Here is a 17042-nt window from a genome sequence, read left to right as displayed (position 1 = left end):
TTGGACATTGCGAGCCTCCACCGGAAAACTTCTCTGATTAAAATTTTGTGACTGTCTTGGCTAGCATTACAAAGCCGGATTTCGCCAGTTCATTCCAGAACAGATACCGCTTCGGCAGCTTGTAGCGGGCAGTCTTGCAACCAGGCGTATCAATGTAGAGCGTTGTGGCGTCGATGCCTGGCGCAACCACACAACCGCAACACCGACCTCCCCCAGATTGCGTCTGGCACCCCCAACACGACGACTTCGCTGACTGGCAGCTTTCGACCCAACTGCGGTCATTCGAGAACTGGCGCAGATGGCTTCTGGGCAAAGCCGACACAGGTTCCAAACAGATTTCAGTGTAAGCCGAGAGTAGCGTCGCACCTGACGAACGACCGCTTCTGTTGCTCAATTATTCGTCCAGCAACTCCCCCGGACGCACCGCCAGGAAAACCGCCAGCCTTTCGACGATTGTAATGGTGGGGTTCCGAGCACCCCGCTCCAAATCACTGACATAAGTGCGATGAATACCGACTTTGTCGGCGAACGCCTCTTGCGACAATTCCGTCGCCTTGCGAAGGCGCTTAAGATTTTTACCGAGGCGTTTGCGAATGTCCACGGACGAGACATTCGTGAACGCCGACTATCAGTCTACAGACGATGAGTGACATTTTGCTTGACTTGCCCTGAAAAGCAAGGGCTTTGCTATGGCCGCCGAAATCGCGGTGGCGCTTCGCCGCGCTTTCTCTCGCGTGGCGTTTGCAATGTGCGGCAAGAGCACTGCTTGGAGGAGAACTATGATCCAGAGATCAAAAGCCCGGAGGTTTCTGTTTGCGGTCGCGGCGCTCTTTGGTGCCCAATCAGAAGCATCCACTGCTGCTGAGAACTGTACACCTCAGGTCCAATTTTTCGTCACCGGAAAATGGCGGCTAGTGCTCGACACAGACATATGGGCAGCCACTAAACCTACCCTCGATTTTGGCAACCTGTTGCTGAAGTTGAATGGCGATGGCTCGGCCACCTACCAATACAAGGCAGACGGTCGCCAGGTAAAATCGACGTGGCGGATCGAACAGGACAAAAATCCGATCACTCTCTGCCTGCCCAACAATCCGTTTGATCCAGACCAGGAGTGTCCATCTATTTATGAGTCTACTGCGGAGAATGACCGGACCAAGATTATCGGCTTTGCCAAGCAGTGCGCCGGAGGCCAGCAAGGGATCGAGGCATTCTTTGGTGTCGAACAGCCCCAAGCCGGTAGCACTGGTGCGGCGGACAGCGATCAGTCCGAAACAGGCCAGTCGGATAGTTCAGACGATCAAGCAGGCCGAGATGACGATCAGGCAAACGGGACCCAAGACTCGCAGACAGATAGTCAAGTTCCAAGATGCAGCGCTCCAGAGATAAAGGACACCGTTTCGAAGCTCTTGGCATCGGCGCCGTTAAGCGGCGAGCAAATACTGGCCCTCGGAACGGTTGGAAAAGGAACCGTGTCCTACGTTGTGAAGTCGGTTCGCACCGAAGGCGAGCTGCTGAATGGTTATGAATGCTCGGCTGTAGTGACAACCGGCACCTCCGGAAACCCGGATGTGATGGGTCAGCTTATGCTATCTCAGGAAGGCCTGCTCGGCGACAGGAACATCAACTATAGCGTAAAGCTGATGGACGATGGCCAAGTGATGGTGAACATCGAACCTTACTAGTCGGATTTTGTGCTGTCGCACCTTCGAAGGCGATGTCCAAGAGCGGATGCGGTCCTGAATTTACGAACATTTTTTGAGCCAGGGGTCAGGCGGGTAACTGGATCCTGGCCGGGGTGGCGATCGAAAGAGCAGGCCTCCACTTGGCGAGGACATCACAACACCATTCTTGAGAACCCTATGAACGCGACCGACGAGACGACCAATTCCCAGAAAGCGATCCATCGGGGAAAGGTTGGGTTCTTCTGGATTGTTCCCGACCGGCTTTGGCAAGACGCGATCCTTGGGGAGGCTATCGATCTGTCCCAGGCAGAAGCTTACGGCGAAGCCCTCACCCATCCAGGCGGACATTACGATTTCTGGCAGCAAATGAAAGCACGGGGCCCAGCCTGGCTACGCGCGCGGAACATCAGCGGCAGACTGCTGGCCACTGAGTACGAGGATTGGCCGCGGGGCAGGTTGGTCTTCTTTCCCGCTGAAAATGCCTTCACGCTCTCTGCTGATCGAAGGATCGTGACACCATCGCGGCTGAACAAGGTTCGGTCCATGTTTGAAGTGCCCGAGTTGAACCTCAACATGAGAGGCGATAGCCACTACGTGCAGATTCCCTAGAGCGGCCGCGGTTGGGCGGGCTAGCCGTTGCAGGCTTTCCTGCAGATCTCCGGTTCCCTACGCCAGGGGCCTTGAATCCAAATCAAGTGCGTTGGGAAGCGGGACATTTTGTGGGCGTCACAACGGCGTCGTGCGTTGAGATCACGACCCCGAAGAGCTTGTCACTGGGCGGCTTGGCGTCACGGTTTTTGACGCAACCGATTCTGTTGAATGATGATGGAGTGCCGCCAGGTGTTGGGTGCCGAATGATCTGACTAGTAGTCTGAAATGGAGCCAAGTGCGGACCGGCAGCTAAACGGCAGTGATTTCCATAGCCGGGCCCTAAGCCCCAGCAAGTGTCGAGACGACCGTGCGGACGATCGCGACGCCCCCCAAACGGGCTGCTAGACCCGATCTAGTCGGCGTCTTATCTCGGCCGCAATTATCGACGCATCCCGAAGCAACTCAAGGCGCTGAGCGGCCGCGAGCCCGCGTTGCCAGGCAGAGACAGCGAGTTCATTGCGTCCATCCAGCCAATGCGCTACGCCGACCCACAGCTCATGCTGCGGGGCGCCGACAGAAAATACACGACGATAGCGCTTGAGCTCGTGCAGCGCTTGCTGCTCCCAATGGCGCCATTGGTCATATTCTCGCGACAAGCCTGCCTCGCGGCCGCGCAGGAGTACTTCTGTCACACCAGTGATGCCGGGCAGCGTGCTGTGTACGGTCGGTCGACCCATATCGCGAAGTAGGCGTAGCGTCTCCACCACCGTCCGAATGCTCTCTGCATGTTGCCCAATCCGCGCGAGCGCGAGCGCGAGAGAGCCTTTCGCCGAAACCATGTCGGCGAGATCGGCGGATCCGACCATAGCGGACGTAGTCAGCCGCAGAATGTCGACCGCCTCACGAGGACTATCCGCCAGAAGGACGCACAGGGATTTGCATCGCAGCGCCCAGATTTCCTGCTGGAGGTTTCCGCTGTTCTGCGCCCGTGAAAGCAATGCCTGGGCTGTTTGCTCCAACTCGCCCGAGTGACCCCGGTAGTACAATGACCAGAAGCGTATAGCCTGCGCGTTACACCAACTCAGTTGATCTCCCGCCTGGAGACAAAGTTCCTGGGACTGATCAAGACGGCGATCCACCATCATCCAATCGCAATGTCCGATACGCCATAACGCATCGAGGTTGCAGAGGTGCGAATGGATTGATGGGTCTGCCAGGGTGATCGCGACTCGTTCCGCCCGCGCCATGAAATAGTGGCAGGCGCGCCACCACCCTAGAATCCCCAAACCACACGCGAGTTGTGCTGACGCCACCGCCATCTCGGTTGTGACCCCAGTTCGCTCTGCATAGGTGACAGCTGCGACAGTGTGTGAGAATGCGCGCGAGAAACGAAGTTCGAAAAAGTCGACGACAGCAGCCTGGTTCAGGCAGCGAGTGAGTTCCTGCTCCCAAGAGCCTGAGGCATCATCCTGATCTGATCGCGCCGACGGAGGAAATATCTGTTGGAATGCGAGGCGCAATCCACTTCCGAGCAGCCGAGTCAGAAGGGCCACTGATGAGCGTGGAACTGGCTCGCCTGCCAATATTAGCGCGCGTCTCACGGAAATGCCCTGACCATGAAGGTCGCCACGGCTATAGTGAGCCTCGCCAAGCTGCCTGCGCCAACGCACGGCCTGGAGCCTTTGAACGGCACTCCAAGGCTGCTCGGACTCGTAGCTCAGACAGATTCCCAGAAATGACTCGACCTCACGAAATGCCCCGATCTGCAGTGCCTTTGTCGCGGCGAGATTTGCGTATCTCACTACTTTTAAGCTGTCCCCCGCAGCCTCAAAGTGCTGGACAAGTGCCGCACTGTCAGCGCCCGTAGCAGCCGACTGGCTTGACTCTATCCATGCAGCCAATGCTCCATGAAGCCTCTGGCGCACTTCACCGGGGATTGCGCCATAGACGACGTCCCGGATCTGATCATGACGGAATTCATAATTCCCTGAACTGACGACCTGACGCACGAGGTGCGCGGCCGCCAGCGAGTCGACGGCCGCGGCAACCGCGTCGCCATGCAACACGCCCTTGAGCAACGTCATAAGCGCCTCGCGGCTGAAGGTACGGCCAATCACGGCCGCCGCCTTAATCGCGTCTTGCGCGGCGGCTTCAAGCCGATCGACGCGCTCGCGAATGACCCGTTCGACACCGTCGAAGTATCTAAGGCCATCCAGCGGCCGAATTGGGCGCCAGAAGCCATCGCGCACAGCGATGAGGCCCTGACTCTTGAGAGTGAGGGCTATCTCCTCCGCGAAGAACGGATTGCCGCCCGCCAATGCACAAACCCGGAGCAAGAGTTCGTCATGTGGCGGCGCAACCCCGAGCGTACGGGCGACCAATTCACAGATCAATGCGTCGCTGAGTTCCTCGAGATCCAAGATTCGACAAAAGCGCGCCGGATCGTCGGCCTCGGTTCCTCCCGTGTTCATGCCAGGTGCTTCGACCCGCTTGCGCAGGTTTTTTAGCTCCTCCGGTACCTCGTTTGAGCGCACGCACACGATCAAAAGCAGCGACGTTAAGGAGGAGAGGACCCACTCGACGAGACGCCAAGATGCCGAATCCAGCCACTGGCTATCCTCCAGTACCAATACCAGCGGGCGCGGTGACAGCGTATCCATAAGATCGCCCAGAAGTCGCATGGTCGCATCAGCGCGATTGGCTCCCTCCAAGTGCCTTGTAGCGTCGTTCTGCGGGATTTCGACGCCTAGCACATCAGCGAGCAACGGCAGTCGCGCAGCGACCGGCGGGTGGCCTTGAATACGCTCGGTTACACGTTGAAGAATTGTGACGCCATCGCTTTCGGAGGAGAGCTCAAGAACAGCCGCAAGCAGCCGTCGCCAAGGCAAGAGCGATGTACGGCGATCGTCACGTTCGGCGCCAGCCACAAAGACGGCGGTCGCTGTCAGCCGCAGTTCCTCCGTGAAAGCTTTGATTAACGCAGTCTTGCCGATGCCTGACTCGCCCAGGATCAGTACTAAACGCCTGCTTCCTTCCCGGGTTTCGTGAAATGCGCGTGCCAAGGCCCCCAGTTCGCTTTCCCGACCGAGGAGCGAGGTGGTGTTGTATTCGGGGGCGCGTTGGTCCGCCGGACAAAAGACGGTCGCCATTTCCCCTAGTCCTTCGAGTTGCAGGGTGCCGCGTTCCTCGAAGCGAAATGATCTCCGGCTAGCTCTCTCTGTCGGTGCATCGCATAAAATGTTTGTCGATGCGGTCATCAGCCGAGCCGCTCGATTCACCGGGGCTCCAAACACCGTGAGCTGCCGCCTGCGGGAGCTGCCGACGACACTAAAATACGCGTCGCCGGTAGCCACTCCCACGGACGCCGAAAGTCCCAAATGTTGAGCTGTCAGACTAATCGCGCGGGCAGCATCGACCGCTAGGCTGGGATCATCTCGGTGAAAGCTACCCCGCGCTCCGAACGTCGCAAAGAAAACCAAGCCCTTGTCACCCAAGAGCAGTTCGCCGGCCGGCCCGCCTCGCGAACGCAAATCTTCCTGCAAGGCTGTGTATAGCGATTGATAGCGAGCAAGGTCCTGAGGTTGGCGAGAGTCGAGTCCGACTATTCGCGCGAACAGAGCAGTGATCGGTCTTATTTCGGCAAGTGTGTCCAGGTGGAAGGCCGTCCGGCGATGTTCTGCGAAGCGGACCGGGCTGGCACTGCCTTCGGCTGCCTGGCCCGATCCAACGTCAGTGATCAGGTCCCTGAGTTGCAAAGGCAGAAACCTCGCCAGCCAGTCGGCTGGCGGATGGATCGTGGCTCGGGCATCCAAATGGGGTCGCGGCCCGTACAGCCCCGCGAGAGCCAGACTAGCCTTTTCCGAAACCACATACTCCCATCTGCGTGCAGCAGCTTGGGAGCGGGCTGCTTCCACAACCGCGCTGCCTCCGGCGAAGAGAGTCCAGATGCGCTGACTACCCAACGCCGCGGCCCAGAGGGGCCCTGCACCGACACCAACATGCAGTGCTGGTGCGACGTCGCCTTCGCCGTTGTCCGAGCGGTCGTTCTGGTTACCGCAGATAGCCTCGGCACAAGCGGTCGCCGCTCGGACAGCGCTTGCTAGTCCGTCGGCGTCCGCCGCCCAATAGGCCAACAACTCGTCGCCTGCGAGGTATAGAACCTCTCCTCCACGTTCGTGGACTTGCTCCACACAGCGCGAATACGACCGGCTGAGCAGGTTTGGAATTCGTTCAAGTCCTTCCTGTCCCCGGCGCGCCAGCTGCTCGACCAGGGCAGTATACCTCGACACGTCGACAAACATCACGGCAGCCGGAAACTCGACGGCCACCGGGCCGTCGGAGCGAACCGCGTGAATTCTCCCGAGTAACTTAAGGGGAAGGAAACTCCCCAGTAGCTCGTGAGTTTCCATCATGGCCCTCCGCCGCAGTCGCGGCCAACAGCGTCCAAGAATAGGAGGTCGCAGACATCTTGAAGAAAACCAGCACAATATGACGGGTGCGACTTCCTGACGTTACATCAAATTTCGCGTATAGTTCAGGCCCAATTAGGGAGGGACAATGTCCATCAATCTCGAGGGAGCAGCCGAATCGCCACGTGCAACAGTTTGGCTTTCGCGGGGGCTCGAAGCATTGGTCAACGATCTGCCTCAGATCGCCAATCCGCGGAGGAGACGGGCCAAAGACGAGTATGATTTTGACATCGTCATAGTTGGCAGCGGCTATGGCGGCTCCGTGGCCGCCGCCGAACTTAGCAATTGCAAGGATGCTCAGGGGAAATCGTTGCGTATCTGCGTGCTCGAACGCGGCAAGGAGTACCTAGCAGGAATGTTCCCGACCCGCATGGCCGATCTGGCGGGTCATGTCCGCTTCACGACACCCTTCGCGGAGCGGCAGCGTGGGGCGTTCGACGGTCTGTACGACATGCGCTGGAGCGACGACGCGGCTGCGCTTGTCGCATCTGGATTGGGCGGGGGCTCATTGATCAACGCCGGTGTCATGGAGATGCCGCACCCGCAGATTTTCCAGGAGGCGCGCTGGCCTGCCGAGATTCGTAACGAAACCAAGCTTGCAGAGATGGCTGAACGACTGCGCGCTTGGTTAGGAGCCAAGGCAATGGATGCCGCCGACGCCCCTTCCAAAACCGAGGCACTTGGCAGGCTGGCTGGCGGGATGGCACGACCCGTTAGTGTAACGGTTGCATCCGATTGCCGTACAAATTCGGCCGGGGTTGCCATGAGTCCGTGCCGCCGCTGCGGCGACTGCGCCACAGGCTGCAACTACAACGCCAAAGAATCGCTTGATCTAAACTTATTGCGCCTTGCCCAAGAAAGCGAAGTTCGCATCGTCACCGGCGCAACCGTCCTCCGCGTTTGGCCATTGAAAGATGGATGGCGGGTGGACGTCAACCACACCGACGGACAGTTGAGAGATCGCCAAGGTAAACCGTTTGCGCTGCGGGCAAGGCGCGTGATTCTCGCTGCCGGGACGTTCGGCTCCACGGAAATTTTGATGCGCTCGCAGGATGACCGCACGAGGTTCTCCGACCAATTGGGTCGCAAGTTTTCCGCCAACGGGGATATGCTTGTGGTGGCCCACGCCCTAGCGACACGGGTCAATGGTGTGGCGGATGAAACGCAGTTTCCGGCTCCTGGCTCTGCACATAACGGTGGCCGCGCGATCGGCCCGACAATAACCGCGATGATCGACCTGCGCGAAGGCAATGCAGACACTGACCTGGTGATTCAGGATCTGGCTGTGCCGGGACCGTTGCGCCGCCTTTTTGAGGAGAGCACCACCACATTCGATGTGCTGAATCGCGTTGCTGATGGCGATTGGGAGAAGCATGAGCCAAATCCCTTATGGTCCGACGACGCTGCCGTCGACCCCAAGGCCATTGCGAACTCCCTTGTGCTGGCGATGATCGGCCGCGACGACGCCGAGGGCGAACTGACCCCGGGCGGCGCCATAAATGACAACAGCGATGGAATGCTCACGGTGCGATGGCCGGAGTTGCGATTGGATCCCCGGTTCGAGAACCATCACAGGCGTCTTGGCGATTTGCTTCAAAAGTCGGGCTTGGGAGGGCGCTTGGTGAACAACCTGCTTTGGCGGCCATTGTCAGATCGATTGGAAGCCGTATTCGGCCGCCAGCGGGGTCCCCTGGTTACGGTACATCCGCTTGGGGGGTGCGCTATGGGGGATGACGTCCGACAGGGCGTTACGGACCATTGCGGCCGGGTGTTCGACGCAGCCGGGGCTGCCTCTAATAGTCTTCACAAGGGGCTGATTGTGCTCGATGGCTCGATTGTTCCCACATCGTTGGGCATCAACCCCGCTCTGACTATCGCTGTTCTTGCGTTGCGCGCAGTCAGTGCACTCAAGGAGGAATGGCAACTCATTGGCGGCCGCTTGATCAATAATCCTGTGCCTGGGAATTCCGCGAGCATCGCTAGACCAACTTATTCCACGCCGCGGACCAACCCCAAGCCCACTCCAACCAGGATCGAACTGACTGAACAGGTGCGAGGTCAGATACCCTTGGCCGCTCGCGGCAGCGGCAAGGCAAAACCACATTGGGTCGAAGTAACCCTCACCACCAGGCCGGTGGTGCTATCCGATCTTTTTTCCTTACAGATGCCAGGAGGCCGCGGTTTGCCGATCGCCGAAGGTCGATTGCGCATTCTGCGAGCAGGAAAGCGGTTCGACCCTGTCGCCGACAAGGCCTATGAAAGCGATGTCGCCCTCGAAGCCGAGATTTCGGGAACACTGCGTCTTTTCAATCGCGAAAGGTCTGGTCCTGTAATTCGCACCTGGCGTGCTTTGCTGGCTTGGGCGGTCAACCGTGGCTTTCGCGACGTCGCTTACACCTTGATCCAAAACGGCCAGAGATGGTTACGTCTCAAGCCTCGGGACAGCGGAGGGCCGTCCAGTGTCCGGTTGTTCGATATTCTGCACCTGTGCTCGCGTGCTGGTGGTGTACGGTTGATTGAATACGATCTGCGCATCGACAAAATCGTCAAAGCGGATGACCTTAAGTCGGCGGAGGCCGCTGCTGACGCAGGGTTTGACAGCTCGATGTTCCAACATGGGAAGATCAGAGCGGTCAAGAGGCTCACTTATGGGCGCGGCGCCAGTCCGTGGACGCAGCTGATAGAGATGTCGGTCGCGGCTTTTCCACGGATGCGTAAGACCGTGTTCGGCACGACACTACCGGTGCTGGAACTTAACAAGCGCTACTTGGCTCGGCAGTCGGTGCCGCTGCTGCGAATTGTCGGCCAAGAAAACCGCGTCGCCGCACTGGCGGATTTGATCTCATTCTTGCTCTACTGCCTACGCGTCGTCCTTCAGATACATGCGCTGAGTTTTCGCCGCCCCGACGCTGCATCGGAGCGGGTGCCACAAAGGCTGCCCGGGGCAATAGCGGGCTTACCGACTCCTCAAATCGAATGGCTGACCTTGGGCAGGGCGATGCCGTCTGTTCGCATCCGCCTTGCGCGCTACAACGGAACTTCCGCCGGATTGAACGAGAGTGATGTTCCGAAACGCCCGGTACTGCTCATCCATGGCTACAGCGCGAGCGGCACCACCTTTGCCCACGCTGCTGTACCGGGTAATCTTACCGAGACGCTATGCGATGCTGGTCGCGACGTATGGGTGCTTGACATGCGCTCTAGCTCGGGCCTGACCACGGCCACTGGCAACTGGCCATTCGAGACGATGGCGGAGCAGGATATCCCGATCGCCATCCGTCACGTGCTGGCTGTCACCGAGCAGGAAAAGCTTGATATCGTTTGCCATTGCATGGGTGCAGCGATGTTTAGCATGGCAATACTTGGCGGGACTGATGAAGAAAATCTGCATCAGAAAATTGGACGGGTGGTTTTCTCACAGGTTGGGCCGGCGATGCTTTTAAGTCCGTCTAACGTGCTCGCCGCCTATATAATGCGATATATCCAGTATTTTCTTCAAATTCAGGATTATGTGTTTAGCCCCCGAAGCGACGTTTCTTTGACCGGTCAATTGCTCGACCGTGCCCTTGCGGCGATGAGAATGCCGCCTGACGAGTTTCGGCGCGAAAATCCCCTTTGGCCTCCAGGTAAGGTGACGCCCTGGGTCGGGACGCGGCATCGGATGGACGCGCTGTATTCGCGCACCTTTTCACTCAGAAACCTCTCCGACGTCGTGCTCGACCAGATCGACGACTTCTTCGGCCCGCTTAGCGTCGAGACGGTCTCGCAGGTTATCCATTTCGCAGGTTTCAACACGGTCACCGACCGGGCTGGCATAAATCGCTATGTGCTACCCAACCGAGTAAGGGATCGACTGCTGTTCCCCATGATGTCGATCCATGGAGCGGAGAACGGTTTGGTTGACCCTTCGACCCTAAGGCTGATGCGAAACATGCTCAGCGGGGCCGGCGTGCCGCACTTGAATTCATCCTCGAAAGCCGTCGAGGAGCCACAATCGGAGGAAGCAATCAGGCAGGTTATCGATGAAAACCAATCACGTCTGGGTCTCGGCGCGTCCTCCTACCTGACCTGGTGCATACCTGGCCACGGTCATCAGGATTGTTTGATCGGCAAAGACGCCGCGTCCATCTGCGGCGTCATCGCGAAATACCTTGGAATTCCAGACACCCGGTCCAACCAGGAATCCGTTACGCAAGCGGTGGAGTGAGCTATGACGCGTTCTCTTCCGTTCGAGGCTAGGGCGCCAGCATATGGCGTGCGCATTCGGGTCGAAGGTGGCACGATCCGAGTGCAGGCAGCAGATAGCGGCGGGCGCGGGTTCCCTCATGCCGCCCTGCTTGTCCCTGTTCGCAGAGCCGGAAATCGGTTTTGCTTGATCGAGACAACGCCTGCACTTGGTCCTGACAAGATCGAACAAAAAGGCATGGGTTTCGGTGAATTCTACCTGCAACCAGGCGCATCCCCGTACATGTTCGAAGTTCCGCTTTACGAGTGGCCTGTCGCCGAGCAGGTCCTGGTTCTGTTGCTTTACGTACAGGCCGAGGGTATCGGCGGCCTTGCTCGATTACCGAAACTACCCGATTTGACGGATCAAACGCCTGATATCTTGGATACCGTTCCACACGCGCTGAAGGCAACGCAAGAGGCCGCCCAGGCTATTTGTGATGCGCTGGAGGCTGACACATTTGACGATTTGCGTTGTGGGCTGATTGTAGGCAATTCCGAAAAATTGCGCCGAAGCCAAGCCCGCAAAAGGGTCAACTGGCCAACAAATATTCGTTTCGCCCTCGCCAGTTGCCAATATCCCAGTGACTTCCTCGACCATATGCCCGACGGCGAGCATGCCACGCGAGGACCTGCCGATGCCTCTCTGCTTGCTCTTGCCGATCTGCTGGGGGAAAGCGGCGCCCCGACCTTGCTTCTTCTGGCCGGTGATCAGGTATACATCGACGCAACCGCGGGGCTTTTCGACCCCAAGGTGACCGATGATCGCTTCCGAATGACATATGAACGTCGCGGCCAGAGCCGCGGTGTCATGGCGGTAACGCAGCGCTTGGATCTGGTGGTCGAAACTATGTTGGACGATCATGAGATTCGGGACAACTGGGCCAATGACCCAGATCCTAAAATGCGTAGCAAAGACACCGACATCAAGTCAGGGAAGCAGGCTTATCTCAGATATCAACGTGGGAAAACCGGGCGCCTTCCAGCTCGCCTTTGGCGCAATTTCACACACGATGGCATACCGTTTTTTCTCAGTGATACCCGCACCGAGCGCGAGGGGCGGACAGCTTTGAATTGCCACCAAGCTAGGATCATGGGGCCGGAACAGTTCGACAAGCTATGCGAATGGCTGACAAAGCCCGAGTACGCCGAGCTGCCTAAATTTGTTCTTACACCTTCAGCCATCCTGCCACGTCGGCGGGACGTGGCCGAAGACCCCAGTTGTGCCTTGCATTCTGACGCATGGGACGGATACCCGCGCTCCATGCATGCGTTACTCAAGTTTGTTTGCGACAAGGAAGTCGGGCGCCTGGTCTTCCTGTCTGGTGATGAGCATCTCAGCAGCCTTGTTACCGCCCGCATAACAAACTGCATTACCGACAAGCACTGCATCTTGCATTCGGTCCATAGTTCGGGCTTGTACGCGCCCTACCCGTTCGCGAATGGCGTTCCTGACAATTTCCAAGCTAACGAGACCTTTCTCTTCCCCAGTTTGACGAGCGGGCCTTATCGCTGCGAAGTCCAGACAAGTTTTGCACCGGGCGACGGCTTCGCGCTAGTAGCGGCCGACCGCAGCCGATCGGGTTGGCGCCTAGATGTCGATTTCCATCATGCCGGCGGACTCAAAGCGAACGGATCCTTCACTCGGGAGTTGGGCTGACGCCAACATCATGATGTTGGGTTGAAAACTGGTCCTCGAATTCTTCTATCATGCCTGGACTCGCCCGCAGCGTTAGTCAGTCCTACGTTCGGCATCCATCCTTCCGTAGCTATCTTTGTCCGCTTCCAGGCGGGGCAGAGCTGACTTCAACGGTCGACAAGAGGCGCAAAGCTGCCCGTCGCTGAAGCTTGATCAGACTGAAGGTCTGGACATCGTCTCACGCCTCCTTCCGCAAATTCCTTGTCACTCATCTATATCTACTTTGCCGTAGCCAAGGTACCAAAATCGCTAGACCCATCCTTTCAACATGACGATCTCTCACTATAAAATTCCATTGCCATTCCATTGAAACTGAAGAAACCTCGTTGAATTGTAGGAGATTCTATGCCTTGATCTCTTCCAATTGCTCTTGGGGGGGTACACGGGATGTTCAAGCAGTCAATTTTACTGGCTTCCATTCTTGGTATGGCCGGTTGCAGCAACGTCCCTGCGTTCGACCTCACCGCGATCGGACCGTCGTATGCGCCCTCGGGACCAAAGATTGCAGCCCTTATGGCGAATTTGAAATGCGAGCTCTATCAAGCCGCTAACGACGATACGCATGTCCTGCCTCGCTATTTTGATGATCCCGGCTTGGCACGACGCGACGGCAGCAATGGTCAGACTGACATCACTGATAGAAGCTTTACTTTGAAAAATCTGTTCCAAGAAATTGAGTACGTTGGAGAGGCACAATTTCAACTCGATGCAACTTCGACCGTGGGATCTAGCCCATCAGCAAAATTTGCCAGTTTGGGTGCTATTTCCACCCCCCTCACTTTATCTGTAGACGGTTCGTTATCCGAAGGCGCTCATCGCTTGCTCACGTTATTTTCTTCGATTGACTTTGAGCGCCTGGTCCCGTCCCCGCCTCACAAGGATTTGAAACCGACAGAAGGGCAAATAGCCCACTTCGCTTACGGCCAATCGGAGCCTTCCGTGCCTTGCGGTCAGGGTAGAGAACTCGGCGGCTCGCTTGGAATACAGGAAATGCTAAACTATTATTTTATTTCCGCGGACATGAATGACATTTCAGTGTGGCCTACAAAAACCCCCGGCGGCACGGCGAAAATTACACAAGCAGATCTAAAGTATTCTGTCGGCCAAATTCAAACCACGATCGACTTCACGGTAACTTCGGGAGTCAAAGGCGGACCGAGCTGGGTTATTCAAAAATTTACCGGACCCAACGGCGGCGACGGCCTACTTAACTATAAGCGGGTTTCAAAAGATCAGATCACACTTACTTTCATCCCAATTTGCATAAGGCAAAAGTACAAGCCAATCAGTAAGGGTCCCAGTTTTGAATATGAGCCGAGGTTGGTCGAGGGAACACCGCGCTGGGCCAACTATCTTCCATCATGTACTAATTCCCAGGCTGCCAAGGTCGGCGCCGTCGCTGCCGCCCACACGCTTAACATTCTTCGAACGAACCCTTCTTCCACGTTGCTCCAGTAACCTTGATTTTTGACTGACTTCGGAACATCGCGAAATCACATTTGTTTTGACTTGATCGTTGTGATCGATCACTATCGCAATTTGGCTGGGGATGCCCGACGCAGGGCGCTATTTCTGTCGACAGTCGAGGGGCGCATTACTTCTTCAGGACCTTGCCAATGTCCTCTAACGTTAGGGACGGCACGAACTTCTTGTCGATGTAGTACTTGCGAACCTCGTCCGGATCGAGCGTATCAAGCGGCGCCCTGTTCGTTGCGGTCTTGCCGGCCGCCGTCCACGCCGAATCCCAGAGCATAGCTAGACCGCGCGCACCTTCGGCCATGACGTCGGCTGTCTGATCGCCGAACTTGTCCCACAGCCTTGTATACGTAGTCTGGTTGGATTTGCCACCGGCCTCGACGAAGGCCTCGACGATCTTCATTGGCTCAAGAACGCCGGCACAACGTTTCATGACCTCAAGGGTCGCCATGGCGACATCGCGGCCGGTCTTGGCAAGCGGCAATGGGTCCAATGCAGTAACACGTTTCTCTACCATCGGCAGCAGCTCCTTGGCCTTGAAGGCAATCATCGCCGTTTCGTACGCAGAATGGACGCCGGCACCGTAGTTTACGACCTCAACCTTGCCGGACACTGGGTGATGGAGCTCGACCGGACGCGCCGGGTCGCCATCTGCGAGAACCGAGCCATGAAGGGGCTGAGAGGCGTCGCCCATATAGTGAGAGGCGGTACCGGCGGCGGTAACGAAGCCAACGATGTCGATGGGATCGGACTTAAGGCAGGTGACCATGGCGTCGAAGAATTGCCAGAGCCGGAAGGGGAGGAGTCCGCGTTTGTAGGGATTTCGGAAGCCCTTGGCGGTCTTCTCGTCGCCCCTCGCATCGAAGACTTCGGCCGCGCCCTTATAGGCTTTGAGCCATTCTTCCGGGGTCATTCGATCGGGGTCACCGAGGAAGTAATCTCGGAAGAGCGGCGCGCCGTCAGCCTTGCTGATCGGTACGTCAATGTCGGCGTAGTGGTTGGGATGCTCGGGACCGCCATCGCCGAAATTGATATCCCGGCCGCCTTCGCGCGGGTTCTTGCCGAAATCGACCTGCTTCCAAATCTCGTCCGGCACGTCGGCGAGGGGCACGAATTTGTTTGCTGCAGCGAGTTGGCCGATCGACTTGTCGAAGTCCTTCTGGGCGATATCGTTGGCATCGAAGCTGATGAGCTTGAGATTGTTGGTGAGGAGCGTCCTCAGCCGGTCGTTGCTGATGGCAGAAATGGCGATGGAGGCAATTCCGTAGTGGCCGGTGCGGCCCCAATAGCCCGAGACGCCGCGGTCGACGTCAGTCAAAAGTTCGACATCGAGCAGGCGGCAGATGTTGGTGAGGCTAGTGGCGAGGGCAAAGGAGGCCTTGGACTTGCCATCGACAAAGACCTGGCCGCCCCATTCGATGGCCAGCGGGCGAAGGTCGCGGCGCTCGAGCGGAATCTCCTTGGCTTTGTGACTGGCCGGTGGCGGGGTCACGTCGAGATGCCAGACCATGCCGGAGTCGCCAGGCCGGGTCTGCACTTCACCAACGGGAGCGATGAGGTAGTCGGCAATGTAGTCGTAGCCGCCGACCGAGGCATAGCGGTAGAACAGCGCTTTGATCTTTCCGCGCAGCATGCCGGAGGCGCCGCCGATTGCGACGAGAGGCTGGTCGATGAGGCGCAGTGAGAGGTTCTGCACGCTGAGGTCGGCCATGGGGCCGAGCGGCGGCAGGCCATAGGTGTTGCTGGTCCAGCTCTTGACGCTGTCGATCTCGATGAGGCCGACATCGAGGGCGACGTAGGAGAGGCGGCCAGCAAAGCCGGGGTAGATCGTAGTGAAAGGTAGGCGGGTTAGCTGCTTGCCGGAGCTTACGCCGATCTGGCGCAGCCCGTCGCGAGCGCGGGCCTTGATTATCGTGCCGAACGGACCGGCGGCGTGGCGGGCGGTGAGGACGTAGGTGGTGTGGCCGTCACTGACGAGCGCACCGGCCGTCGCCACATGGTCCTCGCCCTGCACCGAGACCTCGATTGGCACGCCGCCACCGAACTTTTCGCCGGGCACGAGCACGGGGTCGATGGTCGGCGCATCGGCAGGGACATCGGGCGCCCAGACGATGCAGACGGGGACAGCCCGGCCGTCAGGCAGGAAGAGCGTCTTGGGCACCATGTCGGTGGCCTTGTATTTGCTGCCCTTGGCGCCGAACTCGGATTCCTCGATCCAATCGCGTACGAAGACCAGGACGCAGGGCCAGGAATAGTCGCGCACGCTTGAGTTGAACAGTGTTCTCGCGAAGGTCAGCTTGGGCGCCTTGCCTTTCTCGTCGGGCCAGCGCTCCTTGTCGCGGATCAGATAGAGGCCGAGCGCCGTGCCGATGACGTTGGGCTTGTGTAGTAGGTGGAAGTGGTAAGCGTCGCGGGCATCCAGCAGGTCGTGCAGCGACAACGAAGAGAAGCGATAGTCCAAATCGAGAACTGACATTGCCACCCCCAAATATTTCACAATAGATAATTGATAGGTATCATGCCGATTGTGCATGACGAAAACAAGACATCCCACATCAATTGCCAGGAAGCAGGCGAGGGCTCGGTGCTAGCAAGCAGGCGAAAGAACAGTAACTCGAAGTTCCAGCGACGAGATGATGCACCCTCGACCGAGGCCGAGTGGATCAGATAGTGTCGATCGGCGTCCTATCCTTCGGGATAGATCGTGATCATGACGGGATTTCCATCATGTCGATGTCGCTGGCGCTCGTGACGAGGGTGAAAACACGGCTATGCTTTCTGGGACGCCGCTTGGTCACTCGCCGTTCGATACGTTCGATATGGAACAGAAGTGTTCCGTACAGACTGAATGTCTGAAACACAGCGGTTCAGACATCCAAGACCATCTCCTCTAACAAG

The 17042-nt window shown here is 57.8% G+C and carries 8 protein-coding genes; 5 read left to right on the top strand and 3 right to left on the bottom strand.

Going from position 1 to position 17042, the window contains the following annotated elements; translation table 11 throughout:
- Window positions 1-394: 394 nt before the first annotated feature.
- A complete protein-coding gene (locus tag AC1D1L_RS05055; RefSeq protein WP_477339307.1) occupies window positions 395-601 on the bottom strand; it encodes a helix-turn-helix domain-containing protein in 207 nt (68 codons plus the stop codon).
- 178 nt (window positions 602-779) lie between these two features.
- Here AC1D1L_RS05055 and AC1D1L_RS05050 point away from each other — a divergent pair, with 178 nt between their 5' ends.
- A complete protein-coding gene (locus AC1D1L_RS05050) occupies window positions 780-1685 on the top strand; it encodes a hypothetical protein (protein WP_477339305.1) in 906 nt (301 codons plus the stop codon).
- Between the two features lie 177 nt (window positions 1686-1862).
- Window positions 1863-2294: a hypothetical protein gene (locus AC1D1L_RS05045; protein ID WP_477339303.1), complete on the top strand. Its 432-nt coding sequence runs from the start codon at window positions 1863-1865 to the stop codon at window positions 2292-2294.
- A gap of 383 nt (window positions 2295-2677) precedes the next feature.
- On the opposite strand, the gene AC1D1L_RS05040 is transcribed toward AC1D1L_RS05045, so the two are convergent.
- Window positions 2678-6685, bottom strand: a complete 4008-nt coding sequence (locus AC1D1L_RS05040) for an AAA family ATPase (protein ID WP_477339301.1) — start codon at window positions 6683-6685, stop codon at window positions 2678-2680.
- Window positions 6686-6833: 148 nt separating this feature from the next.
- Here AC1D1L_RS05040 and AC1D1L_RS05035 point away from each other — a divergent pair, with 148 nt between their 5' ends.
- From AC1D1L_RS05035 to AC1D1L_RS05025, 3 genes are all read left to right on the top strand, one after another.
- A complete protein-coding gene (locus AC1D1L_RS05035) occupies window positions 6834-10952 on the top strand; it encodes a GMC family oxidoreductase N-terminal domain-containing protein (protein ID WP_477339299.1) in 4119 nt (1372 codons plus the stop codon).
- 165 nt (window positions 10953-11117) lie between these two features.
- Entirely contained in the window at window positions 11118-12629 is a 1512-nt protein-coding gene (locus AC1D1L_RS05030) for an alkaline phosphatase D family protein (RefSeq protein WP_477339297.1), read from the top strand.
- A 426-nt stretch (window positions 12630-13055) separates the two neighbouring features.
- Window positions 13056-14126: a hypothetical protein gene (locus AC1D1L_RS05025; RefSeq protein WP_477339295.1), complete on the top strand. Its 1071-nt coding sequence runs from the start codon at window positions 13056-13058 to the stop codon at window positions 14124-14126.
- 136 nt (window positions 14127-14262) lie between these two features.
- On the opposite strand, the gene AC1D1L_RS05020 is transcribed toward AC1D1L_RS05025, so the two are convergent.
- Window positions 14263-16620, bottom strand: coding sequence for a hypothetical protein (locus AC1D1L_RS05020; protein ID WP_477339293.1), 2358 nt, complete (start codon window positions 16618-16620; stop codon window positions 14263-14265).
- Between the last annotated feature and the right edge of the window lie 422 nt (window positions 16621-17042).

It is taken from the genome of Mesorhizobium sp. P2_D6 (assembly GCF_056404315.1).
The sequence above is the reverse complement of the archived record's forward strand: the minus strand, read 5'-3'. Positions and strand labels throughout refer to the sequence as shown.